Source organism: Roseobacter sp. N2S (assembly GCF_031454055.1).
In the GTDB taxonomy this organism is placed as follows: domain Bacteria; phylum Pseudomonadota; class Alphaproteobacteria; order Rhodobacterales; family Rhodobacteraceae; genus Amylibacter.
The window spans coordinates 399,699-421,245 of sequence record NZ_JAVDQB010000001.1; the positions used below are offsets into that span (position 1 = coordinate 399,699).

Consider the following 21,547-nt stretch of genomic DNA (forward strand, 5'->3'; position numbering starts at 1 on the left):
TAAGAACTCTGATGTTAGGGGGCTAGGGTTAAGGGCGGGTAAATTTAGCGACCAATTCACAATGGCTTGACCATAAAAACTGATCCACGACCTGCACCCATTCAAGTGTGTAGCCGCCGTCAATCAAAGTGCGGGCATCGCGGGCAAAGGTTGCTGGATTGCACGACACAAACGCCAGTGTTTTCACTTTGCTGTCAGCGATTTGTCTGGCTTGTTCTTTGGCGCCTGCGCGGGGCGGGTCCATCACAATGGCGTCAAAGTTTTTCAATTCGTCGGGCTGCAACGGGTTGCGAAACAGATCACGGGTGAGTGTTTTTAACCGTTTCAGGCCGATGGCTTGCCGCCAGCCTTTATCCATTGCATCCAACATGGGTTTGCTGGATTCCACGGCCAAAACCTCAGCTTGTTTGGCTAGCGGGATGGAAAACGTGCCACATCCCGCGAACAGATCGACGACCGCTTTGGATTTCCCGACGATTTCAGTCACAGCGGACAGCAAAGCAGCCTCGCCCTCGGCGGTGGCTTGCAAAAAGGCCCCATTGGGCGGGGTGACCAGACCGCCGCCAAAATCCTGTTGTGCGGGTTGGCGTTCCAATACGATGTCGCCATTCCAGAAAACCCGTGCGAATCCATGGTCATGGGTGATTTTCACCACCTCTTGCAGGCTGGTGGTATCCATCGGTTTAGCGTCGGTTAGATCCACATCAAGCCCGCCCAGACTGGTGGAAACAGACAGGCGCACGGTGCCTTTACGGGTGGTGGCAAGTTTGACAAGCGCCTTTAGCCCATCAAATCCAGCCAGAATATCGGGATGAATCAAACTGCAATGGTCGATCATCACCAGTTGTTCGGAACTGCGCGCGTGAAACCCCAGCATCGCGCCGGTTTTGGTGCGTCTGCCCGTAAACACCGCACGCCGCCGTGAATTGGCGGGAGAGGTCTGGGTCGGGCGAAACGCAGCTTCAATCCCTTGGCGTTTCAGGGCGGTGGACACAATGGATTGCTTCCAATCGGCCAGAAAATCGCCGCTGATATGCTGGGTCGCACAGCCGCCGCAGGTTTTGAAATGGCTGCACGGTGCTTTGACCCTGATCGGGGAGGGTTCAAGAATTTTCACGTTTTCCAGCCGGTCGCCGACCAGATCGCCGCTGACTTTTTCACCCGGCACAGTGAAGGCCGCAAAAATTTCAGCGCCGTCCAGTGTGCTGGTGCCGTCGCCCTGACTGCCGAGTGTTTCGATGATAAGTTCTGTCATACCGTTGCCTTATAGAAAAACGCCCCGCGCCGAAAGTGGCAGGGTGGGCGATTCGCATCTTGGTTAATCGCCCAATAGGTCAGCTTTGGTTTTTGTGAAACCTGAACCGATCCAATTTGCTTCAACTTCCCGTAATTTAATCCCGAGCGCCTTACCTTCATAGTCTGGCAGGTCTTTGGCGGTCACAGGACAGACCGCAGCGGCGCCCTGTTCGGCCAGTTGCAGGACCTTTGGATCAACCGCGGCGCCAAGGCTCGCCGATTGCACGAGTGCCAGATCAAGGGCGGTTGCAGCCCCGAACCTGTAGGCTGTTTCGCGAATCGATGCCGCAGCCTCATTGGCCAATTTGAATTTTTTGATCCTAGCGGCGTCTGCATTGCTGAGCCGCAAGGCGGATTTCAACTCCCGCCCGCCCAGAACCAGTAAACGACGAAGCCAGTCTTTGGGCAGACCAAGCTGACTTTCCAAATGGACCAACGGGCCAAGGGCACGCGCCGAACAGCCTGGAAGAATCTGGTTCAAAACGCCCGTCTGTTCCATGGTCGCAACAGCGATTTCGGGATGATCCGCTGACAAAAGTTTCCGCATCTCCGCCCCGATACGCTCTTTTGACAATTGGTCCAGACCGTCCAGATTTGCGGTTATGGCGGACAGGGCATCTGGGTCCAGCCCTTCGGTTTGATCACCGTACCAAGCGAAAAACCGGAAATACCGCAGGATGCGCAAATAGTCTTCTTTGATGCGGGTGTCGGCGTCCTCGATAAATCGCAGCCGCCGCGCCAGCAGGTCAGGCAGGCCGTTTAACGGGTCTGTCACCACGCCGTTTGCATCGGCGTAAAGCGCGTTCATAGTGAAATCCCGCCGCCGCGCATCGTCGTGAATATCGCTGGAAAACGCCACAACAGCGCGCCGCCCGTGGGTTTCAACGTCTTTGCGAAAACTGGTGACCTCAAAACTTTGCCCGTCGATAATCACGGTTATCGTGCCGTGATCAAGGCCTGTGGGCACCGTGCGAAACCCCTTGGCCTGCATCAGCGCATCCACGTCTTTTGGCCGTGCGGATGTGGCCACATCCAAATCAGACACAGGCGCATTTAGCAGCGCATTGCGGACGCAGCCGCCAACAAAATAGGCCGCAAACCCCTGTTCTGAAAGTGCCGATAGCACAGCTTGCGAGGCGTCAGCGCGTAGCCAGTCAGCGGTGATCTGCATTGGATTGCCCAAGTTTTTCCGCAAAAAGCCGTAGCATCCGCGCAGTCGCACCCCAGATATAATAAGGCCCGTAAGGGACCACATAATAGCGGCGCGGCTTGCCCATCCAGACACGGCCTTCGATGAAATAATTCGCAGGATCAAGGACATGTTCCAGCGGAACCTGAAAAACTTCGGCCACTTCACCCGGATCAGAGCGCGAGATGAAATCGGGCGAAACGGTCGCCACAATGGGGTGAACCTCAAAGCCGGTCACGGTTTTATGAGGCGGCAAGGTTCCGATCCGACGGGTCTGTTTGCGCAGCAGACCGATTTCTTCATAGGCTTCGCGAAAAGCGGCGTCTTCGATGCTGGCGTCGCTGGCATCCACTTTGCCGCCGGGGAAAGCAACTTGCCCGGGGTGGTGTTTCAGATGGGCAGCACGTTTTGTGAGGATCAGTTTGGGCCCGTCCGGTGACAAAAACAGCGGTACCAGAACTGCAGCGGGGCGAAATTTCCACGAGGGATCCGCCCCATCCTGATTGAGGTCGAAATCCGACGAGCCCAAGTGTGTGTCTGGCGCGGCTAAAGCGGATTCAATCCGCGCCAGATCATCAAATTCACCCGCGATATCCGCTTCAAGTGGCATCGGGCGCGTCTTTCCCCAAAGTCTCGGGCGGGAGTTCGTAATGGGCGCCGCAGAATTGGCAATCTGCGGTCACCATACCGTTGTCTGCCGTCATGGATTTGATGTCTTTAGCGGAATAAATTGACATGGTTTGGCGGACTTTATCCTCACCGCAGGTGCAGCCGAAAGCCATAGGTTGGGCGGGGAAAACACGTGGTTCTTCCTCGTGAAACAGCCGCCGTAGCAGTTGTTCTTGCCCTACATGCGGACCGATTAACTCCATTTCTTCAACGGTGTTGAGCAAGATCATCGCACGGTTCCAGTTTTCCTCATCGTCATCGTGCAACAGATCTTGGGGTTGCAGCAATCCACCCTCCCCTGATCCGCCATCTTTGGCAAAAGGCGAGGCCTTGGGCATATGTTGTAACATTACCCCGCCCGCGCGCCACTTCGGGCCGGCTGGCTGGCCAAGGTCCTGCGCCGCATATGTCACAAAACGGGTTGGCAATTGTTCGGATTGGGCGAAATAGGTTTCCGCACAAGCCGATAGCGACCCGCCCGTCAAAGGCGTGATTCCCTGATAGGGTTGGGTGCCGCTGCCCTGATCAATCAAAATCGCGAACATGCCGCTGCCCAGCAAGTCAAACGGAGCAAGGTCGCTGTTGGCCACAGCTTCGTCATCAAAGCTGGCGTAGGCCCGAATTTCGGCTGGCTCGGTCGGGCTTTTGGGGGCGAAATAATCGGTTGCGATTATCCGTAAAGGTCCGCTTCCACGGATTTGGATGGACAGTTTCCACCGCAGATCAATGGTTTGGCCGATCAAGGCGGTCAGCAGTGCGGCTTCTGCCACCAAGCCAGAGATGATGGGTGGATATTTATGCTGGCTGAGTATTCGATCGAGTGTTTGGTCCAGTCGCGCGACACGGCCGCGCACATCGGCGCGGTCCAGTTGGAATGGCAGGATGGTATCATCCCAGATTTCGTGGTCATTTTCTGTTTGCATGGTTCTTACCCTTGTTACCGCGAGGAAATAGTGCTGTTTTCGGATAAGTGCAAATGCGGTCCTGATTTTGGCTGTAATTACTTTGTTGGAGCGTGCATGAGAAGGTTTGGTGAACCCCGAAAAAAAGGTGTTTTATACAGGCAACGTCCGGGTGCTTATGGGGTGATCCTTCAAGGACAGGATCTGCTGCTAACCTTGCAAAATGCCGAGGTGCCAGAGTTGCAATTGCCAGGGGGCGGTATGGATCCGGGCGAGACTCCGACGCGGGCCTTGCACCGTGAAGTGTTTGAAGAAACCGGCTATCACATCACGGGCCTTCGTCGCATTGGGGCGTATCAGCGCTATACTTACATGCCTGAATATAGCCTTTGGGCGCGAAAAATCTGTCATATTTACCTTTGTCATCCAACACTGCGGATTGGCGATCCAACGGAACCTGAACATACGGCAATCTGGATGCCCGTTGTTGATGCAATCCAACACTTGTCCAACAGCGGCGATCGGCATTTTACGGAACAGTTGCTAAGGGATTTATTGTGACGGGTGCGGGGATTGCACGGCGTAGCCTGTGAATTCAAACATTATCGCCGAGACGTCATCTTCAAACGGTCGACCGTTTGCAAATTCCGTCAATTCCCAAATAAGATCGGCCATAAATTCAGGGCCGCTGCCATTACTGTGTTTGTCGAGAATGCGTGTTAAGCCCTCATCATCCAGTAAATCATCCTCAAAGTTCTGGCATTCGGTTAAGCCATCGGAGTATAGGAGCAACCTGTCCCCCGGAATGATTTTCAGCATAAAGGTTTCAAATTCCAAGTCAGGCATTAAGCCGATGGGTGGTCCCCCACTACCATAAAAAGTTACACCGCTTGAAGGATTGAAAACCACAGGATGGGGGTGACCGGCTTGAACCATTTCCACTTGCCCTGTGGTTAAATTTACATCGGCAAAAGCCAGTGTGAAATAATGCTCTGTGTCCAGCTCCTCCATCATTAGTTGGTTCAGGGTGGCAGCAATTTCCGAGGGCGTTCGCTGCCTGTATTGCCCCGACGTCAGGCGTTCAAAAGCTACGTTTTGCTCCTTGTTGTGCGAGCTTAAATAACCCGCCAACCGCGCCGTCAACAAAGCGGAAGACACGCCATGGCCTGATACATCTATTGAATAAAGCCCAAGGCGCGTTTCCGAAAAATTGAAAAACCCTACCAGATCGCCCCCAACGTGGCTGCTGGACTGAAAAAGAACCGATAAATCGCCGCTGGAAATCTGCTTGTGACGGATGGGAATCAGCGATTGTTGAAGCTTTTCTGCCTCTACTAGGTCCTTATTGATCCCCTCATACAACCCTTGCAATTCTTCTAATGCATTCGCCAGCGTTTCATTCTGATCAATCAGAGTCTTTTCCATATCCAGAACGCGGGTCCCTGCGCGAATACGTGCTTTTAATTCGGCTGAATTTACGGGCTTTGACAGGAAATCATCCGCGCCAATATCAAGCCCTTGGGCCACATCATTTTTTTCATTTTTGGATGTCAGCAGAATGAAATATCCGTATCTGCTTCGGTCTAGTTTTCGGAACTCCTTGCAGAATTCCAGACCGTCCATTTCTGGCATCATCCAGTCGCTTAACACCAAGTCGATGTCCTGTTTTTTGCAAATCTCGAGCGCCTCAAGTCCACTGGCGGCCTCAGTAACGTCAAAGCCCCATTTTTTGAGGTTTAGCGAGACAATTCTGCGCTGCAACGTACTGTCATCAACCACCAGAACCCGCAACTGTGTTGCCAGTTGCGTCTGTGTCAGAACTTGCGATGACTCTTCATATTTAACGGCGATGTCCACATCCCACCTTTTGGCTGGTTGAGCATCACCTTGCGTTAAACCTCTTAATTTTTGGTGAAGTATAAAGTGTAAAAATAATTGGCGCGGCTAACCAAATGTTCAGACTTTTACGATGTAGTTGCAGGTCAGTAGTGTACGTTTAAAAGGTGTTTTATGATAGACTGGGCGCAAGTCAAACAGCTGGAAGCGGATGTGGGATCAGAGGATCTGGCCGATGTTGTGACCCTTTTCCTGTCTGAAGTTGATGAGGCTGTCGAGGCGTTGCAATCCCTGCCCAAAGACTCTGCGCCAGAAGTGGCAGCAGCGCTACATTTTCTAAAAGGCAGTGCGTTTAACCTCGGGTTTCAAGAGTTCGGGGACTATTGCGCAACGGGCGAAACACAGGCTCATGGCGGCGACACTGAATCTGTGTCTTTTCAAGCAGTAGAACGTTTGTACTTGGCTTCAAAGTCGTTGTTTTTAGACGAATTATCCAGCCATTGTTCTGTGCAGTTGTAAGATGATGTTATTTTTCATCTCCCTCATCAGGGCTGCGTTAGCTCTAGAAACTGTTTTACAGTTGATACAAATTCTTTCGGCTTTTCTGCGTGCAGCCAATGACCTGCGTCTGGAATGGTTTCGACTGTCAAATTTGGAAACATTTTCGTCATCTTATTCAGACCAGACTCGGTCACATAGTCCGATGCACCGCCCCGAAGGGCTAAAACGGGCCGTTCAAAGTGACCTTCCAGGTCTGGAAATCCGATTATCTGATCCATATAGGTCGCCAAAACATCAAGGTTTAACACCCAGCGCGCTTTACCATCGTCAATCTCAAGACTCTGAGAAAAGAAGGAGGCCAGGGCAGCATCTCCTGTTGCTTCTTGCAGCCATTTTTGTGCCTCGGATTTGCGGGAAATATCATCCAAAGGCAGGTTTTTCATGATTGCAATTTTGTCGGATTGGCTGTGCGCATAAGTGACCGGCGCTATGTCGGCAATAATCAAACGATCTAACAGCTCTGGCGTGGTTGTAGCCAGCGTCATAGCGGCTTTTCCGCCCATAGAGTGCCCAATAACATCGGCCTTTCCGCCGTTTGATTTGATCACTTTGGCAAGATCTTCGGCCATGTCGTGGTAGCTGTTGGTGTCTTCCCAAAAGCTGTTGCCGTGATTTCGTAAATCCACAGAAACAACCCAGCGGTCTCTGGCAAAATTTCGGGCCAGACTGTGCCAATTTCGGGCCGAACCAAAGAGGCCGTGCACAATTAGCAGAGGCGTACCAGTCTCTTCACCAAAGCTGTAAGAATTAAGAAGCATTTTAACAGTTTTCCACTATTTTAGTCGGGGTGACAGAGGCGCCAAGGCTATGGTGCGGACACTATCTCCACTTGTCGAGGGCGAAAAAACCAAATAGACGCGAAAAAAACCACGGTTTTAAGGAGATACCCCGATGGCGGCACCGAAAAAAGTAGTTCTTGCATATTCTGGCGGGCTGGACACGTCGATCATCTTGAAATGGCTGCAAACGGAATACGGGTGTGAGGTTGTAACCTTTACCGCAGATCTGGGGCAGGGCGAGGAGTTGGATCCGGCCCGCAAAAAAGCCGAGTTGATGGGGATCAAACCTGAAAATATCTACATTGAAGATGTCCGCGAAGAATTTGTTCGTGATTTTGTGTTCCCGATGTTCCGGGCGAACGCAGTCTACGAAGGGCTTTACTTGCTCGGTACCTCTATCGCGCGGCCGTTGATTTCCAAGCGTTTGGTGGAAATTGCTGCTGAAACCGGCGCTGATGCGGTGGCCCACGGGGCGACCGGTAAAGGCAATGATCAGGTGCGTTTCGAATTGTCAGCCTATGCGCTGAACCCCGATATTAAGGTAATTGCGCCCTGGCGGGAATGGGACTTGTCCAGCCGGACCAAATTGCTGGCATTTGCAGAAGAAAACCAAATTCCGATTGCAAAGGATAAACGCGGGGAAGCACCGTTTTCGGTGGATGCAAACCTGCTGCATACTTCCTCAGAAGGCAAGGTTCTCGAAGATCCTGCGCAAGAAGCACCGGATTATGTGTACCAGCGCACGGTTAACCCCGAAGATGCGCCGGATGTGGCCGAATTCGTTGAAATCACCTATGAAAAAGGGGATCCGGTTGCATTGAACGGGGTAGCGAAAAGCCCTGCGGAAATGCTTACAGCTTTGAATGAACTTGGCGGAAAACATGGGGTTGGCCGGCTTGATCTTGTGGAAGGCCGCTATGTCGGGATGAAGTCCCGCGGTGTTTATGAAACCCCTGGCGGCACCATCATGATTGAGGCGCACCGCGGCATTGAATCCATTACTTTGGATCGCGGCGCGGCCCATCTTAAGGACGAGCTGATGCCAAAATACGCCGAGTTGATCTACAACGGCTATTGGTTCAGCCCAGAGCGGGAAATGTTGCAGGCCTTGATCGACCAAAGCCAGTCATTCGTGAATGGCGTTGTGCGTGTGAAGTTGTTCAAGGGCTCTGTGCAGACCGTTGCCCGCTGGTCGGATGACAGTCTCTACTCAGAACAGCACGTAACGTTTGAAGACGATGCAGGTGCTTATGACCAAGCCGATGCCGCAGGTTTCATCAAGATTAACGCACTCCGCCTAAGGTTGCTGGCAGCCCGAAACAAGCGCTAAATACGTTGCCAGATTGCCGCAATCTGGCAGCAAAATCCCTTTTTCCACGTCGCCATTGCGTTGACGTGAACGTGAAACATGCGTAGCTTCTGGCGCAGATGTAGCGGCGTAAGATCGCTAGATATACCAAGGGTGGAAATTTAAGCGGTATCTAGGGTTTTTCCCGCATCGTGGTCAATTTATAGATTTTCAAATTTACCGACCTTGATGTGACTGTGAAATCAACCGTTTTGTGTTTCGCCTTTGTTCGGGGTGGATAGCGGAGTTATGAGTTGTGAGTAACAAATACGAACAACCGTTGGATTATGACGGCCAAGGGCATAAATCTGACCCTGATGCGGGTGATCCGGCGGGGAAAAGGGTTTCCTCCGGTTTGATCCGGGCGGGTATTTTCGGGATAATCCTGTTTCTGGCGATTGTCGGCTTTTCGAGTGTCATAAATAAGTGGTTATTCCTGACGGATGGCGCGCAACCACTGCCCCAAACCGTAATGGAAAATTCACCTCGGCTTGCGGGAGAGTCGTCGTATAAAAAGCTGGAGCTGTCTTGGGCGGATACCAGAAAAACGCTTGAGCAAGAGTTTAAAACCAAACGAAACCTTCTGACGGTTGTGTCAAAAACCGAGACCGATATTACGACTGAAAAGCAAGGTGTGGTTCGGTTTGAAAATGCCGTAAGCTTGGCAGAGGCTGCGGTTTCTACCGCCCAGAAAGACCTAGCTGACATCAAAGCCAAAGTCGCAGAACTGGAACAAAACACCCCCGAAGACGCGTTTGAGCAGGCGCAATTGGCGGCATTGGCCGCGACACAAGACGCAACCGCCGTGCAAAAAAGTTTTGAGCGGGCTAAAGCCGAAAAAAAACGCACGGAAATTACGGTAGACCAACTGCGCCGTGCGGCAAAAGCAGCGGATGCAGCGTCTTCTGCGTCCCGGCTGGTGGTGAGTGCTGCGCAGGCGGCGGAACAGGCGGTTTCTGACAATCGGGATGTGATGTTGGGTGCGGATGATGCCGCCATGAGCAATCTGGAAAACAACTTTTTCAAAGGTGCGGCATCCCAAGCGGATAGTGTTGAAAAATCAGCGCGCGCTGCGGGGAAGGCTGTTCTGGTTGCTGAAGCGCGGCTTCAAAGTTTGAATAAAAAAGAGCGAGAGCTTCAAGAGCGATTTGCAGTGGCTAACAAAGAAGAAATCGTCGCTAAAGAGGTTTTGGCTTCGGTTGATAAACAGATCACAGCGCATTTGGAAAAGCTGTCCCTGGCGCAGAAACAGCGTGATACGGCGCAGGCGCGGTTGAAAGCTGTGGAACGTAAAGCCGAAGATCAGCAAGCCGCGCTGGAAAAACAATCCCAGTTGGTTGCGTCTTTGCAGGCGACATTAATGTCCGCGAAAACACAGGTTAAGAATTCTGAAAAGTCGCTAGAGAAGGTGCAGAAAAATTTCCAAGCTACTGAAAAAGAACTGAAAAAATTGCATCACGCGAAGTCAGCGAAAAATGCTGTTGTGATTGCGGGGCTTAATGCGAAACTGAACGACCAGTTGCGCCAGACGCTTAGCGGGGCGACGCCTGACCATCCGATTTTCGACCGTTTGGTGTTTTCGTCGACTAAATTATTTGAGCCAGGCTCGGCTGTCTTGGGTAAAGGCGGTAAGGATATTCTGGTGGAAATTGTGCCGGTTTTGGAGCAGGTCGCGGCAGAATTACCCGGAGAATCTGATTGGGTATTGCGGGTGGACGGCCACACCGACGCCCAGCCACTAAGCGGCAACGGGCGGTTCAGGGATAATTGGGAACTGTCGCAGGCGCGGGCCTTGTCTGTGGTGCGCTTTTTGGTGGCGGCAACCAGCCTGCAACCGAGTCAACTGTCAGCGAATGGATATGGCGAATTTCAACCGCTCACGGACGGGTCGTCAGAGGACGATCTGGCGAAGAATCGCAGGATTGAGCTGACGCTCGCCTCGCGGTGATTAGGGGTTGATTTTGTGCAGGGCGATCCGATTGTAAATGTCGAGCGCGCTGTGCAAGACAGGTTGCAGGTTTTCTGAAACCTCTGGCAAAGGCCCTTCGGCGCCTGCGAAACCTGTGCTGTTCCAGACAGCCCCGTACCAATGGGATGCCCAAACGCCGTCTTGCGGGTGGCCGCCTTTGGCCCATGACAGCATTTCTGGATGAAATGCCATGCCGATTTTATCACAAAGCAAGCGTAGCATTTTTTCGGGATTGGCGCGAATGTCCGCACTGTCGATGATGAGCGGCGCAGTGCCTGAATGGGCTGTAACCAAATTAATCAATTCCGCTTGTTGTTGAAAGCCGATGTCATCCAGCGTCGGATTGCCCCGTTTTTTGTCATATGAGGCCAGAACCCGCGCAGGGTGGCGGATCAGGAACACGTTTGTCATCTGGGTGATCCAACTGCGATCCACATTGGGTGTCATGTGCTGGGTCATGTGTTTTTGGTAAAACACTGGCCTGCCTTGGGGCCCCTGCGCGGTGCATTTGGCGATCACAGTCTTTGGATCTTGGTCGCCTGCCAACAGGATTTCAGCACCCATAGGATGATCCAGACCCGTTTCTTTCAGGTAGGCGGCATAAAAGGGTTCGTCCCATACCTCGCAGTCGGGGTGTTGGGCGAAGGAATACATCATCGCCGTAGACAGATTGCGTGGGCCGGACCACATGGCGATTTTTAACGGGGTCTTATCTAAGGTCACGAATATCACCGAGTTGTTAATTGTAAGTGAACGCCTGAAATCGGAGTAACAAAGGCACGAGAAAAGAGAAAGAACTGTTGGGGGGTGTTGGCGATGAAAATAATATTGCGGTTGGTTCTGTTGTCCTGTGTGGTGAATGCTGGCCTGCTGCGGCCGGTTCTAGCTGAGGATGCAATCTTCGCTGGCGGGTGTTTTTGGTGTGTGGAATCTGATTTTGAATCGGTTCCGGGGGTGCTGGATGCACAATCGGGCTATATCGGCGGCTCCGCAGCGCAGGCAGATTATAAGGCGGTATCCAAAGGGGGAACCGGCCATTATGAGGCGGTGTTAATCCGTTTTGATCCGGCAAAAATCAGCTATGGGGCGCTGTTGTATAAATTCTGGCGATCGGTTGATCCGTTGGATGCAGGCGGGCAGTTCTGCGATCGCGGTGACAGCTATCGCACGGCGGTTTTCACGACCAGTACCGCACAGGCAGAAACGGCGCGTAAATCCAAAGCGGCGGCAGAATCCGCGTTAGGCCAGCGGATTGTAACCCCGATTGTGCCCGCAAAAGCCTTTTACCCAGCCGAAGCCTTTCATCAGGACTATTACAAAAGCACACAGAAAACCCTTACGCGCTTTGGCTTGGTCAAACGCAAAGACGCCTATAAAAAATACCGCGTGGCCTGTGGGCGGGACGCACGGATTAAGGCACTTTGGGGCGGGCAGGCCCATGCCTTGCCCGCAAGTTAGATCAATACAGCATGTTTTGCGTGATAATGATGCGCAGGACCACAATTCCTAAAAATACAACGATCGGCGAGAAATCCATTCCGCCAGCTGTCGGTAAGAAACGGCGGATCGGTTCATAGACCGGTTCGAGCAGACGATTCAGGCCGAAATAGATTTGCGCAACGATTGGTTGGCGCAGGTTCAGCACTTGAAAGTTTACCAGCCAGCCGATCACGATATGGGCGATCAGAATCCACCATGCAACGTTCAGGATGGCGAGAAGGATAAGTCCGAGAGTGGTCATGTGTGTTCCTATTCTGCTTTGCCACAGACCTAGTGCCTGTGTGACACCAAAGCAAGATCGCGGTTCAGGGTTCTGCGTGCGGATTGCATCAAAGATGCGTTAACCCTTGCGTGCCTTGGGGGAAACGGGTTCTAATCGGTCAAATCGAATATTTAAGGAACAGCCCTTTGACCACGCAATCCAATAAGAAATCAGTCTGGGGCTGGTACTTTTACGACTGGGCCGCGCAGCCCTATCATACGTTGCTGATTACCTTTTTCTTTGCCCCGTATTTTACCGATTTTGTCGCTGTAAACAAAGAAGTCGGCACCGCATACTGGAGCCTGATGCTGACAGTCACAGGGATTTCCATTGCGTTGGCTGCCCCGGTTTTGGGCGCAATTTCAGATACTACAGGCCCGCGTAAGCCGTGGATTTTCCTGTTTTCAATCTTTTACATCGTGGGGGCCGCAGGCCTGTGGTTCGCCGTGCCTGACATGAGCAGCGTTTTCTGGATATTGATTTCCTTTTCCATCGGTTTGATCGGTGTTGAACTATCGCAGATATTTGTGAACGGAATCTTACCAACCTTGGGATCGCGCGAGGACCTTGGACGGATTTCTGGCAGCGGCTGGGCTTTTGGCTATCTGGGCGGATTTTTCGCGCTGATCCTGGCAATTCTGTTTGTGGTTGTCCTGTCCGAGGGGAAAACCATCATCGGCCAAGACCCGATCCTGGGGCTTGACCCTGCACTCGGCGAAGATAAACGCGCCTTGGGGCCTTTAACGGCACTGTGGTATTTTATCTTTGTGCTGCCGTTCTTTTTCTGGGTGCCAGATGTAGAGCGGCGCAAACGGGCGGCAGGGGCTGTTACACAAGCCTTGCGCGCCCTTGGCAATACCCTGCGCACCCTACCCCGTCAGCGCAGTTTTGCGGTCTATCTGGCGTCATCCATGTTTTACCGTGATGCGCTGAACGGGCTTTATTCCTTCGGCGGTATTTATGCGACCGGGGTGCTTGGCTGGGAAATCGGCCAGTTGGGGGTTTACGGCATTGTGTCTATCGCGGCGGGGGCGCTTTTCTGCTGGTTGGGCGGTTATTTGGACAAATGGATGGGGCCGAAATTTGTGGTCGTTCTGTCGATTTCCGTGCTGATCGGGGTTTGTGTGCTGATTGCAGGAACAGGCCGCGACGCGGTGTTCGGTGTTACGCTGGTCGAAGGATCAAACCTGCCGGACATCCTGTTCATGATTTGTGGCGCATCCATCGGTGCGGCGGGGGGCACGATTCAGGCGGCATCCCGCACGTTACTGGTGCATCAGGTCAAAGACGACCGCCTGACCGAGGCGTTTGGCTTATACGCCCTGTCCGGACGCGCTACCACTTTTATTGCGCCGATGTTTATTGGCATCGGTGTGCTGGTCACAGGCAGCCAGCGGTTTGGCATTTCCCTGCCAATCATAGTATTGTTCGCTATCGGCCTGATCTTGTTGAAATGGGTTGATACGTCAAAGGAGTAGGATAAATGCGGTTTTCTGTTGCAAGTGTTGTTGTGTCACTGGCCTGTGCTTTCGGGGTGCCCTTAGGGGCGCAATCGGCACGGGACGGGGCTGTTGTGGGGGCCGCGCAGGCGCAAACCCAAAACCAAAACCAGCCGCAGATCATCCGCAAAAGCAGCTCTGGTACAAAGGCGAACCAGTTGTTCGGGGCAAAGAAAACCGCCTCGCGGCATAAACCGGCGGCGATTGGCACCTATGCCAAGGGCTGTCTGGCAGGGGCGGAACAATTGCCCGAAAGCGGGCCTACATGGCAGGCAATGCGGCTTAGTCGGAACCGCCACTGGGCCCACCCTGAAATGATTGATTTCCTCAAAGACCTCAGCGCTTATGCCGCCACACAACCCGGTTGGGCAGGGCTGTATATGGGCGATATTTCCCAAGCCCGCGGTGGCCCGATGGTATCGAGCCATCAATCCCATCAGTTGGGTCTGGATGCGGATATCTGGCTTTATCGGGCAAGTCGCCTGAACCTTAGCCGGAACGAGCGGGAAAAGCTGTCGTCCACCAATGTGCGGTCCAGCGACCAGCGCAATGTGAACAGCAACTGGACCCAGCAGCACGCCAATATCCTGAAACATGCAGCCGAAGATTCTCGGGTGGATCGCATCTTTATCACGGCCCCTGCGAAAATCTGGATGTGCAACAACACCAAAGGCAATCGCAAGTGGTTGCAAAAAATCCGCCCGATTTATGGCCATAACACCCATTTCCATGTGCGTCTGAAATGCCCCAAAGGGCAAGCGGGCTGCGTGACGCAAACGCCGACAGTTTCACAGCTTTCCAAAGGGAAAGACGGTTGTGATGCTACGCTGAACTGGTGGGTGACGGATTATCTGAATCCACCCAAAGTAACCGCGCCGAAAAAGAAGAAGCCTGCCAAGAAACAGCCTCGGAAGCGGGGCGCGCGGGATTATACGATGGCTGACTTGCCCAAGGCTTGTACAACGGTTTTGCAAAGCAACTAGGCACTGGCAGCGCTGGGATCTGCTATAAACGTTACAGAAATCAAAAATACTTACCCAAAACGTAACATTAATTTGCGTTTTGGCGAAACCGTGTTAAATTACCTTCCAACAAACAGGAGTCTTCCTTTGTCTGACGCTTTCATTTGTGACGCTGTGCGCACCCCTATTGGCCGCTTTGGTGGCAGTCTTTCGACTGTTCGGGCCGATGATCTGGCTGCGCTGCCGATTGCAGCCTTGATGGCGCGTAATCCTTCGGTGGATTGGGCGGCTGTGGACGATGTGATCCTTGGCTGTGCCAATCAGGCGGGTGAGGATAACCGCAACGTGGCGCGGATGGCGGCCTTGCTGGCGAAACTGCCAGTGGATGTGCCCGGCTCTACGATCAACCGCCTGTGTGCGTCTGGTATGGATGCGATTGCGCTGGGCGCACGGGGGATCCGGTCTGGCGATATGGATTTGGTGATTGCAGGTGGGGTCGAAAGCATGACCCGCGCGCCTTTTGTGATGCCCAAAGCCACATCCGCCTTTTCCCGCGCCAATGAGGTGTTTGACACCACCATCGGCTGGCGCTTTGTGAACCCCAAGATGCATGCCGAACATGGCACTGATAGCATGCCCCAGACCGGCGATAATGTAGCGGCGGATTATGGCGTGTCCCGCGCAGACCAAGACGCGATGGCCGCCCGCAGCCAAGCCCGCTGGGATGCAGCGGATCAGGCTGGGTTGTTTGCCGATGAAATCGTGCCGGTGACCATTCCCCAGCGCAAGGGCGACCCGATTACCTTTGCCAAAGACGAACATCCCCGCCCCGCCACCAGCGTGGAAAAGCTGGCAGGACTGCGCGGTATTAACGGCCCTGACCTAAGCGTGACGGCGGGCAATGCATCCGGTGTTAATGACGGGGCGGCGGCGGTTCTGCTGGCCTCTGACGCGGCTGTAAAGGCCCACGGGTTAACGCCGATTGCCCGTGTGGTTGGCGCGGCGGCAGCAGGTGTTTCGCCCCGTGTGATGGGCATTGGTCCTGTGCCTGCAGTGAACAAGCTGTTGGCCCGCACCGGCCTGACCATGGCCGACATGGATGTGATCGAATTGAACGAGGCTTTTGCCGCCCAAGGCATCGCTGTGCTGCGCGATTTGGGCGTTCCAGACGACAGCGACAAGGTAAATCCCAACGGCGGCGCCATCGCGATTGGCCATCCTTTGGGCATGAGCGGTGCCCGTTTGGTGGCCACGGCGGCTTATCAATTGAAACGCACAGGCGGGCGCTATGCGCTGTGCACCATGTGCGTGGGTGTGGGGCAGGGCTTTGCCCTGATTATCGAGCGGGTCTGACCCGTCGGGCTGATTTGCGGCGTAAAACGGAGAATACTAATGTATGCACAGATGGTAGAATCCACCGGAAAAACCGTGAAAACGGCAGCCGAAATGACGCCGCAGGAAGCGGCGTTTCAGGCGCGGATCGACGCAGGCGAAAAAATCGAGCCGAAAGACTGGATGCCCGACGCCTATCGCAAGAACCTGATCCGCCAGATCAGCCAGCACGCCCATTCCGAAATCGTTGGCCAGTTGCCCGAGGGCAACTGGATCACCCGCGCCCCAACGCTGGAACGCAAGGCGATCCTGTTGGCCAAGGTACAGGACGAAGCAGGTCACGGCCTGTACCTGTATTGCGCCGCAGAAACGCTGGGGATCAGCCGCGATGAAATGTACGACCAGTTGCATTCGGGGCGGGCGAAATATTCGTCGATCTTTAACTACCCCACGCTGACTTGGGCCGATATGGGCGCTGTGGGCTGGCTGGTGGACGGGGCGGCGATCATGAACCAAGTGCCGCTGCAACGGACCTCATTCGGGCCATATGCGCGGGCTATGGTTCGGGTCTGCAAGGAAGAAAGTTTCCACCAGCGGCAGGGCTTTGACATCATGATGAAGATGGCAAACGGCTCTGACGCGCAAAAACGTATGGCGCAGGATGCGCTGGATCGTTTTTGGTATCCCGCGCTGATGATGTTCGGCCCGTCCGACAAGGACAGCGTCCATTCCGCGCAGTCCATGGCTTGGCGGATCAAGATGAACAGCAACGACGAATTGCGCCAGAAGTTCGTCGATCAAACCGCTCCACAGGCGGATTATCTGGGGCTGACGGTGCCCGATGAAAACCTGAAGTGGAACGATGAAAAAGGCGGTTATGATTTTTCCCAACCTGATTGGGATGAATTCTATCAGGTGCTGAAAGGCAACGGCCCGTGTAACCGCGAACGGCTTGGCGCACGGGTCAAGGCCTGGGAAGACGGCGCTTGGGTGCGCGACGGTTTGATGGCCCATGCGGCGAAACAAGACACTCATTTGGCGGCGGAGTAAGCGATATGAGCAAGGAATTTCCACTGTGGGAAGTGTTTATTCGCGGCCAGCACGGCATGTCCCACCGTCACGTCGGCAGCCTGCACGCGCCAGACGCGGAAATGGCGATCAACAACGCCCGCGACGTCTATACGCGGCGCAATGAGGGCGTGTCGATCTGGGTGGTGAAAGCCATAGAAATCACCGCCAGCGCCCCCAGCGAAAAAGGCCCGTTGTTTGAACCTGCCAACGATAAAGTCTATCGCCACCCAACGTTTTTCGACATTCCCGAAGACGTAGGGCCCATGTGATGGACCAAGACCGCGCCTTATTCCAGTTCTTGTTGCGCATGGGGGACAGCACGCTGATCTTGGGTCATCGGGTGTCTGAATGGTGCGGCCACGGCCCGATGCTGGAAGAAGACATCGCAATGGCCAACATTGCGCTGGACCTGATTGGCCAGACGCAACTGTGGCTGGGGCTGGCGGGTGAGGTGGAAAACAAAGGCCGCAGTGCCGACGATCTGGCCTTTTTGCGGGATGCGTTTGATTTTCAAAACCTGCTGCTGGTCGAACGTCCCAATCAGGATTTCGCTCGTACTTTGATGCGGCAATTCTTGTTTGATGCTTGGCATAAGGGGATGCTGACAGGATTGACAGATTCCGCAGATGAGCGGGTAGCGGCAATTGCGCAGAAATCGTTGAAAGAGGTTAGCTATCATCTGGAACGGTCACGCGATTTGGTGGTGCGGCTGGGGGATGGCACAAAGGAAAGCCACCAACGGATGCAGGATGCGTTGGATATTCTGTGGCCCTACACAGGTGAAATGTTTGCAGGCGACGCTGTAGAGCAGGCTTTGACGGGTCTTGTTCCGGATCTGGCAACTCTGCGGCACGACTGGGATCACACCATCGGCGCGGCCTGTGCGCTGGGCAATCTGGCAATTCCCAAAGACGACTTTGCCCATCTGGGCGGTAAATCGGGACGCCACTCCGAACATCTGGGGTTTTTACTGGCAGAAATGCAGTTCTTACAGCGGGCCTATCCCGGGGCGACATGGTGATTGCCATGACACAGCTGCCAGATGTGGCGCAGATTTGGACGTGGTTGGGGGATGTGCCCGATCCCGAAATCCCCGTCATTTCCGTCACCGATCTGGGGATTGTGCGCGATGTGGCGCGGGACGGGGACGGGGTTGTTGTTACCGTGACACCTACCTATTCCGGCTGTCCTGCCACGGCGATAATCAGCATGGATATCCAGACCGCCTTGCGGGCCAAGGGGCTAGAAAACATCACAATAAAGACGCAACTCGCCCCGCCTTGGACAACCGATTGGCTGACCAAATCAGGGCGGGACAAGCTGCAAAAATACGGCATCGCACCGCCCACTGCTGCGGGCGGGCCGCAATCTTGCCCGCAATGTGGTTCAAAACAGACGGAAAAGATCAGCCAGTTCGGGTCTACCCCCTGTAAGGCCGCGTGGCGCTGCACATCCTGTCTGGAACCGTTTGATTATTTTAAGTGCATTTAGGGTCTGAATGATGGTGGATTTTCACGAACTAAAGGTCACCGATCTGCGCAAAACCACCCGTGATGCGGTGGTTGTCAGTCTGAAATCCAAGGACGGCACGGCGTTTGATTTCACCCAAGGCCAATACCTGACTTTTGCCAAAACCTTTGACGGTGTTGATCTGCGGCGGTCTTATTCCCTGTGTAACTCCCCGATTGATGGTGCCTTGCAAGTGGGGATCAAACGGGTTGATGGAGGCTGTTTTTCCACCTGGGCCAATACCGAAATGGCGGTTGGTGATACGCTGTTGGCCTTGCCACCTATGGGCAATTTCCATGTCCCGCTGAACGATCTGGCGCAGAAAAACTACATCCTGTTTGCGGTGGGATCAGGTATCACGCCGATCCTGTCCTTGATCAAAACCACGCTTCAAGCGGAACCGCTGTGCACAATGACGCTGGTCTATGCCAATAGAAACCTGAATTCCGTGATGTTCCGCGAAGAGCTGGAAGACCTGAAAAATTGCCACATGGGCCGGTTCAATACGGTGCATATTTTGAAACAGGATGCGCAGGATATTGACCTGTTCACGGGCCGTTTGGACGGGCAAAAATGTGACGATCTGTTTGCAGCTTGGGTGGATATCAAGACCATGGATCAGGCGTTTATCTGCGGGCCAGAGCCGATGATGCAGGAAATTTCCACTGCTTTGCAACGCCACGGTATGGCGAAGGAACGGATAAAATACGAATTATTCGCCAGCGCACAGCAGGGGCGGGTCAGTCGCAAAGTGATGGAAAAACTGGCCGCCGTTTCCGCGAAATCGGTGCAGGCGACAATCACCATCGACGGAACTGCGCGGGGGATCGAATTTCCGCTGGATGGCACAACCGTTTTACAAGCCGCAATCGACGCCAACCTAGGTGCGCCCTTTGCCTGCCGCGCGGGTGTGTGTTCCACCTGCCGCGCCAAAGTTCTGGAAGGAGAGGTTGAAATGCTGGCCAATCACGCCTTGGAGGATTACGAGGTCGCGCGCGGCTATATCCTGACCTGCCAATCCGTGCCTGTTTCCGAAAAATTGGTGCTAAACTACGACGAATAAGGGGTTATCTTCGGTCGATAACCCGCTGCGCCTTGCCCTCTGATCGCGGTGCAGACCCTGGATCGCCCACATTGATTTTGGCGGAAACCCCCACCACATCCTTGATCCGCCCCGCCAGCGCGCGGGCCAACTCTGCCCGATCCCCGCTAGAGTTTGCCAATTCAACGGTTATTGACATGGCATCCATCCGACCGTCTTTGAACAGTTCTATCTGATAGTGCGGCGCCAGCCCTTTGGTCGCCAAAAGCTGCTCTTCGATCTGGGTGGGGAACACGTTTACACCGCGCAAAATCATCATATCATCGCTGCGTCCCGTGATCTTTTCCATCCGCCGCATGGACCGCGCCGAACCGGGCAAAAGCCGCGTCAAATCCCGTGTGCGATAGCGGATGATCGGCAAAGCCTCTTTGGTCAGGGTGGTGAAAACCAACTCGCCCTCTTCGCCGTCGGCCACAGGCTCACCCGTGGTGGGATTGATGATTTCGGGGAAAAAGTGATCCTCCCAGATGTGCAAACCGTCTTTGGTTTCCACACATTCATTGGCGACCCCTGGTCCCATCACCTCGGATAATCCGTAAATATCAACGGCGTGCATATCAAAAGCGGTTTCAACCTCGGTGCGCATGGCGTTTGTCCAGGGTTCGGCCCCGAAAATCCCCACCTCAAGCGAGGTTTCGCGCGGATCAATGCCCTCGGCCTGAAACGCCTCCATGATGTTCAGCATATACGATGGCGTGACCATGATGGTGGTCGGTTTGAAATCCTGAATCAGGGTTAATTGCCGCGCAGTCATCCCGCCACCCACAGGAATGACGGTGCAGCCGAGTTTTTCTGCCCCGTAATGTGCACCCAACCCGCCGGTAAACAGCCCGTAACCATAGGCGATATGCACAATATCCCCCGCTTTTGTGCCGCTGGCCCGCATGGATCGCGCCACAAGATTTGCCCAATTGTCGATATCCCCCGCCGTATATCCCACCACGGTCGGCTTGCCCGTTGTTCCCGACGACGCATGCACCCGTGCCACCTGATTTTGCGGCACTGCGAACATGCCAAAGGGATAGTTGTCACGCAGATCGGATTTCACGGTGAAGGGGAATTTTGCCAGATCGGACAGGGTTTTCAGGTCATCGGGATGCACACCCGCATCATCAAAAGATTTGCGGTAAAACGGTACATTTTTATAGGCGTGGTTCAGGGTTTTGCGCATCCGCGTCAATTGCAATGCACTGATTTCATCGCGCGAGGCGATTTCGATCGGATCGAGATCCGCCCGCGCCGGTGTCAGGTCTTTCATGTTTCCTCCCTGTCAGGATGTTACTCCTGAAAATTCTGTCCCTTGATTGTGCGCGAACAACCGCGAAAGCTGGCGATGATGTCTCCCCCATCATTTTTCACCAGCACATCATAGATCCCACTGCGCCCGCTACGGCTGATTTCCTGTGCCTCGGCCGTAAGCAGATCGCCCAGTTTTCCCGCGGCCACATAAGAAATTGTGTTGTGCTGCGCGACAGTCGATTGATTGTAACTGTTGCAGGCAAATGCAAAGCAACTGTCCGCCAGCGTAAAGATAAACCCGCCGTGACAAATGCCGTGGCCGTTGCAGTGATTTTCGCTCACAGGCATCTGCATTTTTGCCACACCGGGGCCGACAGAAACCAGTGAAATCCCCAGAAACGCCGAGGCTTTATCATTGGCACCCATAGCCGCTGCGCTATATTCTGCACGCTGTTGTTCAGTGATACTCATTCAAGCTGATCCTACTGAAATTATTAAGAAAAACATTGCAATATAAAGGGT

23 protein-coding genes are annotated in these 21,547 nt (G+C 53.9%); 13 read left to right on the top strand and 10 right to left on the bottom strand.

Features of this window, described 5'->3' with window-relative positions; translation table 11 throughout:
• Positions 1 to 28 precede the first annotated feature (28 nt).
• The 4 genes from GGE09_RS01985 to GGE09_RS02000 form a co-directional block, all read right to left on the bottom strand.
• Positions 29 to 1,255 (bottom strand): class I SAM-dependent RNA methyltransferase, encoded by a 1,227-nt coding sequence (locus GGE09_RS01985; RefSeq protein WP_309743337.1) that lies wholly within the window; start codon positions 1,253 to 1,255, stop codon positions 29 to 31.
• A 63-nt stretch (positions 1,256 to 1,318) separates the two neighbouring features.
• Positions 1,319 to 2,467, bottom strand: a complete 1,149-nt coding sequence (locus GGE09_RS01990; RefSeq protein WP_309743339.1) for a CCA tRNA nucleotidyltransferase — start codon at positions 2,465 to 2,467, stop codon at positions 1,319 to 1,321.
• Positions 2,451 to 3,095, bottom strand: coding sequence for a CoA pyrophosphatase (locus GGE09_RS01995; RefSeq protein ID WP_309743341.1), 645 nt, complete (start codon positions 3,093 to 3,095; stop codon positions 2,451 to 2,453). The genes GGE09_RS01990 and GGE09_RS01995 overlap by 17 nt, the downstream gene beginning before the upstream one ends.
• Positions 3,085 to 4,077: an Hsp33 family molecular chaperone HslO gene (locus GGE09_RS02000; RefSeq protein ID WP_309743343.1), complete on the bottom strand. Its 993-nt coding sequence runs from the start codon at positions 4,075 to 4,077 to the stop codon at positions 3,085 to 3,087. Before GGE09_RS02000 ends, GGE09_RS01995 begins: the two co-directional genes overlap by 11 nt.
• Positions 4,078 to 4,173: 96 nt before the next feature.
• Here GGE09_RS02000 and GGE09_RS02005 point away from each other — a divergent pair, with 96 nt between their 5' ends.
• Positions 4,174 to 4,617 carry an NUDIX hydrolase gene (locus GGE09_RS02005; protein ID WP_309743344.1) on the top strand — a complete coding sequence of 148 codons (444 nt, stop codon included), beginning with the start codon at positions 4,174 to 4,176 and terminating at the stop codon, positions 4,615 to 4,617.
• Here GGE09_RS02005 and GGE09_RS02010 read toward each other — a convergent pair.
• Positions 4,609 to 5,913, bottom strand: a complete 1,305-nt coding sequence (locus GGE09_RS02010; protein WP_309743346.1) for a SpoIIE family protein phosphatase — start codon at positions 5,911 to 5,913, stop codon at positions 4,609 to 4,611. The genes GGE09_RS02005 and GGE09_RS02010 overlap by 9 nt on opposite strands.
• A 153-nt stretch (positions 5,914 to 6,066) precedes the next feature.
• Between GGE09_RS02010 and GGE09_RS02015 the strand changes: the two genes are divergently transcribed.
• Complete coding sequence (locus tag GGE09_RS02015; protein ID WP_309743348.1) at positions 6,067 to 6,411, top strand: Hpt domain-containing protein; 345 nt, start codon at positions 6,067 to 6,069, stop codon at positions 6,409 to 6,411.
• Between the two features lie 26 nt (positions 6,412 to 6,437).
• Here GGE09_RS02015 and GGE09_RS02020 read toward each other — a convergent pair whose 3' ends face one another.
• Positions 6,438 to 7,211: an alpha/beta fold hydrolase gene (locus GGE09_RS02020; protein WP_309743349.1), complete on the bottom strand. Its 774-nt coding sequence runs from the start codon at positions 7,209 to 7,211 to the stop codon at positions 6,438 to 6,440.
• Between the two features lie 133 nt (positions 7,212 to 7,344).
• Between GGE09_RS02020 and GGE09_RS02025 the strand changes: the two genes are divergently transcribed.
• Positions 7,345 to 8,562: an argininosuccinate synthase gene (locus GGE09_RS02025; protein WP_309743351.1), complete on the top strand. Its 1,218-nt coding sequence runs from the start codon at positions 7,345 to 7,347 to the stop codon at positions 8,560 to 8,562.
• 274 nt (positions 8,563 to 8,836) lie between these two features.
• Positions 8,837 to 10,528, top strand: a complete 1,692-nt coding sequence (locus GGE09_RS02030) for an OmpA family protein (protein ID WP_309743353.1) — start codon at positions 8,837 to 8,839, stop codon at positions 10,526 to 10,528.
• On the opposite strand, the gene GGE09_RS02035 is transcribed toward GGE09_RS02030, so the two are convergent.
• Positions 10,529 to 11,239, bottom strand: coding sequence for an HAD family hydrolase (locus GGE09_RS02035; protein WP_405048528.1), 711 nt, complete (start codon positions 11,237 to 11,239; stop codon positions 10,529 to 10,531).
• 126 nt (positions 11,240 to 11,365) lie between these two features.
• Between GGE09_RS02035 and msrA the strand changes: the two genes are divergently transcribed.
• The gene (gene msrA / locus GGE09_RS02040) at positions 11,366 to 12,007 is read left to right on the top strand and encodes a peptide-methionine (S)-S-oxide reductase MsrA (RefSeq protein ID WP_309743357.1); all 642 of its coding nucleotides are present in this window, start codon (positions 11,366 to 11,368) and stop codon (positions 12,005 to 12,007) included.
• 1 nt (position 12,008) lies between these two features.
• Here the strand turns inward: msrA and GGE09_RS02045 are convergent, their stop codons facing one another.
• On the bottom strand, positions 12,009 to 12,290 hold the full coding sequence (locus GGE09_RS02045) for a YggT family protein (RefSeq protein WP_309743359.1): 282 nt from the start codon (positions 12,288 to 12,290) through the stop codon (positions 12,009 to 12,011).
• Between the two features lie 167 nt (positions 12,291 to 12,457).
• Between GGE09_RS02045 and GGE09_RS02050 the strand changes: the two genes are divergently transcribed.
• The 8 genes from GGE09_RS02050 to GGE09_RS02085 all read left to right on the top strand — a co-directional run bounded on the left by GGE09_RS02050 (position 12,458) and on the right by GGE09_RS02085 (position 19,747).
• Positions 12,458 to 13,789: an MFS transporter gene (locus tag GGE09_RS02050; RefSeq protein WP_309743361.1), complete on the top strand. Its 1,332-nt coding sequence runs from the start codon at positions 12,458 to 12,460 to the stop codon at positions 13,787 to 13,789.
• Positions 13,790 to 13,794: 5 nt separating this feature from the next.
• Positions 13,795 to 14,793 carry a penicillin-insensitive murein endopeptidase gene (gene mepA / locus GGE09_RS02055; protein ID WP_309743363.1) on the top strand — a complete coding sequence of 333 codons (999 nt, stop codon included), beginning with the start codon at positions 13,795 to 13,797 and terminating at the stop codon, positions 14,791 to 14,793.
• Between the two features lie 126 nt (positions 14,794 to 14,919).
• On the top strand, positions 14,920 to 16,125 hold the full coding sequence (gene pcaF / locus GGE09_RS02060; RefSeq protein WP_309743365.1) for a 3-oxoadipyl-CoA thiolase: 1,206 nt from the start codon (positions 14,920 to 14,922) through the stop codon (positions 16,123 to 16,125).
• Between the two features lie 39 nt (positions 16,126 to 16,164).
• Complete coding sequence (gene paaA / locus GGE09_RS02065) at positions 16,165 to 17,154, top strand: 1,2-phenylacetyl-CoA epoxidase subunit PaaA (protein WP_309743367.1); 990 nt, start codon at positions 16,165 to 16,167, stop codon at positions 17,152 to 17,154.
• Positions 17,155 to 17,159: 5 nt separating this feature from the next.
• Positions 17,160 to 17,444 carry a 1,2-phenylacetyl-CoA epoxidase subunit PaaB gene (paaB, locus tag GGE09_RS02070; protein ID WP_309743369.1) on the top strand — a complete coding sequence of 95 codons (285 nt, stop codon included), beginning with the start codon at positions 17,160 to 17,162 and terminating at the stop codon, positions 17,442 to 17,444.
• Positions 17,444 to 18,196, top strand: coding sequence for a 1,2-phenylacetyl-CoA epoxidase subunit PaaC (gene paaC / locus GGE09_RS02075; protein WP_309743371.1), 753 nt, complete (start codon positions 17,444 to 17,446; stop codon positions 18,194 to 18,196). Before paaB ends, paaC begins: the two co-directional genes overlap by 1 nt.
• Positions 18,197 to 18,201: 5 nt before the next feature.
• Positions 18,202 to 18,666 (top strand): 1,2-phenylacetyl-CoA epoxidase subunit PaaD, encoded by a 465-nt coding sequence (gene paaD, locus GGE09_RS02080; protein WP_405048519.1) that lies wholly within the window; start codon positions 18,202 to 18,204, stop codon positions 18,664 to 18,666.
• Positions 18,667 to 18,676: 10 nt separating this feature from the next.
• A complete protein-coding gene (locus tag GGE09_RS02085; protein ID WP_309743375.1) occupies positions 18,677 to 19,747 on the top strand; it encodes a 2Fe-2S iron-sulfur cluster-binding protein in 1,071 nt (356 codons plus the stop codon).
• 4 nt (positions 19,748 to 19,751) lie between these two features.
• On the opposite strand, the gene paaK is transcribed toward GGE09_RS02085, so the two are convergent.
• Together paaK and paaI are read right to left on the bottom strand one after the other, a co-directional pair.
• Complete coding sequence (paaK, locus tag GGE09_RS02090; RefSeq protein WP_309743377.1) at positions 19,752 to 21,044, bottom strand: phenylacetate--CoA ligase PaaK; 1,293 nt, start codon at positions 21,042 to 21,044, stop codon at positions 19,752 to 19,754.
• 20 nt (positions 21,045 to 21,064) lie between these two features.
• Complete coding sequence (paaI, locus tag GGE09_RS02095) at positions 21,065 to 21,496, bottom strand: hydroxyphenylacetyl-CoA thioesterase PaaI (protein WP_309743379.1); 432 nt, start codon at positions 21,494 to 21,496, stop codon at positions 21,065 to 21,067.
• Positions 21,497 to 21,547: the final 51 nt, after the last annotated feature.

What these genes read in the sequence shown, in the direction of transcription:
- GGE09_RS01985 (WP_309743337.1), bottom strand. Translation starts at nt 1,255, where the DNA reads ATGACAGAACTTATCATCGAAACACTCGGCAGTCAGGGCGACGGCACC.
- GGE09_RS01990 (WP_309743339.1), bottom strand. Translation starts at nt 2,467, where the DNA reads ATGCAGATCACCGCTGACTGGCTACGCGCTGACGCCTCGCAAGCTGTG.
- GGE09_RS01995 (WP_309743341.1), bottom strand. Translation starts at nt 3,095, where the DNA reads ATGCCACTTGAAGCGGATATCGCGGGTGAATTTGATGATCTGGCGCGG.
- GGE09_RS02000 (WP_309743343.1), bottom strand. Translation starts at nt 4,077, where the DNA reads ATGCAAACAGAAAATGACCACGAAATCTGGGATGATACCATCCTGCCA.
- GGE09_RS02005 (WP_309743344.1), top strand. Translation starts at nt 4,174, where the DNA reads ATGAGAAGGTTTGGTGAACCCCGAAAAAAAGGTGTTTTATACAGGCAA.
- GGE09_RS02015 (WP_309743348.1), top strand. Translation starts at nt 6,067, where the DNA reads ATGATAGACTGGGCGCAAGTCAAACAGCTGGAAGCGGATGTGGGATCA.
- GGE09_RS02020 (WP_309743349.1), bottom strand. Translation starts at nt 7,211, where the DNA reads ATGCTTCTTAATTCTTACAGCTTTGGTGAAGAGACTGGTACGCCTCTG.
- GGE09_RS02025 (WP_309743351.1), top strand. Translation starts at nt 7,345, where the DNA reads ATGGCGGCACCGAAAAAAGTAGTTCTTGCATATTCTGGCGGGCTGGAC.
- GGE09_RS02035 (WP_405048528.1), bottom strand. Translation starts at nt 11,239, where the DNA reads ATGTGGTCCGGCCCACGCAATCTGTCTACGGCGATGATGTATTCCTTC.
- msrA (WP_309743357.1), top strand. Translation starts at nt 11,366, where the DNA reads ATGAAAATAATATTGCGGTTGGTTCTGTTGTCCTGTGTGGTGAATGCT.
- GGE09_RS02045 (WP_309743359.1), bottom strand. Translation starts at nt 12,290, where the DNA reads ATGACCACTCTCGGACTTATCCTTCTCGCCATCCTGAACGTTGCATGG.
- mepA (WP_309743363.1), top strand. Translation starts at nt 13,795, where the DNA reads ATGCGGTTTTCTGTTGCAAGTGTTGTTGTGTCACTGGCCTGTGCTTTC.
- paaA (WP_309743367.1), top strand. Translation starts at nt 16,165, where the DNA reads ATGTATGCACAGATGGTAGAATCCACCGGAAAAACCGTGAAAACGGCA.
- paaB (WP_309743369.1), top strand. Translation starts at nt 17,160, where the DNA reads ATGAGCAAGGAATTTCCACTGTGGGAAGTGTTTATTCGCGGCCAGCAC.
- paaC (WP_309743371.1), top strand. Translation starts at nt 17,444, where the DNA reads ATGGACCAAGACCGCGCCTTATTCCAGTTCTTGTTGCGCATGGGGGAC.
- paaD (WP_405048519.1), top strand. Translation starts at nt 18,202, where the DNA reads ATGACACAGCTGCCAGATGTGGCGCAGATTTGGACGTGGTTGGGGGAT.
- GGE09_RS02085 (WP_309743375.1), top strand. Translation starts at nt 18,677, where the DNA reads ATGGTGGATTTTCACGAACTAAAGGTCACCGATCTGCGCAAAACCACC.
- paaK (WP_309743377.1), bottom strand. Translation starts at nt 21,044, where the DNA reads ATGAAAGACCTGACACCGGCGCGGGCGGATCTCGATCCGATCGAAATC.
- paaI (WP_309743379.1), bottom strand. Translation starts at nt 21,496, where the DNA reads ATGAGTATCACTGAACAACAGCGTGCAGAATATAGCGCAGCGGCTATG.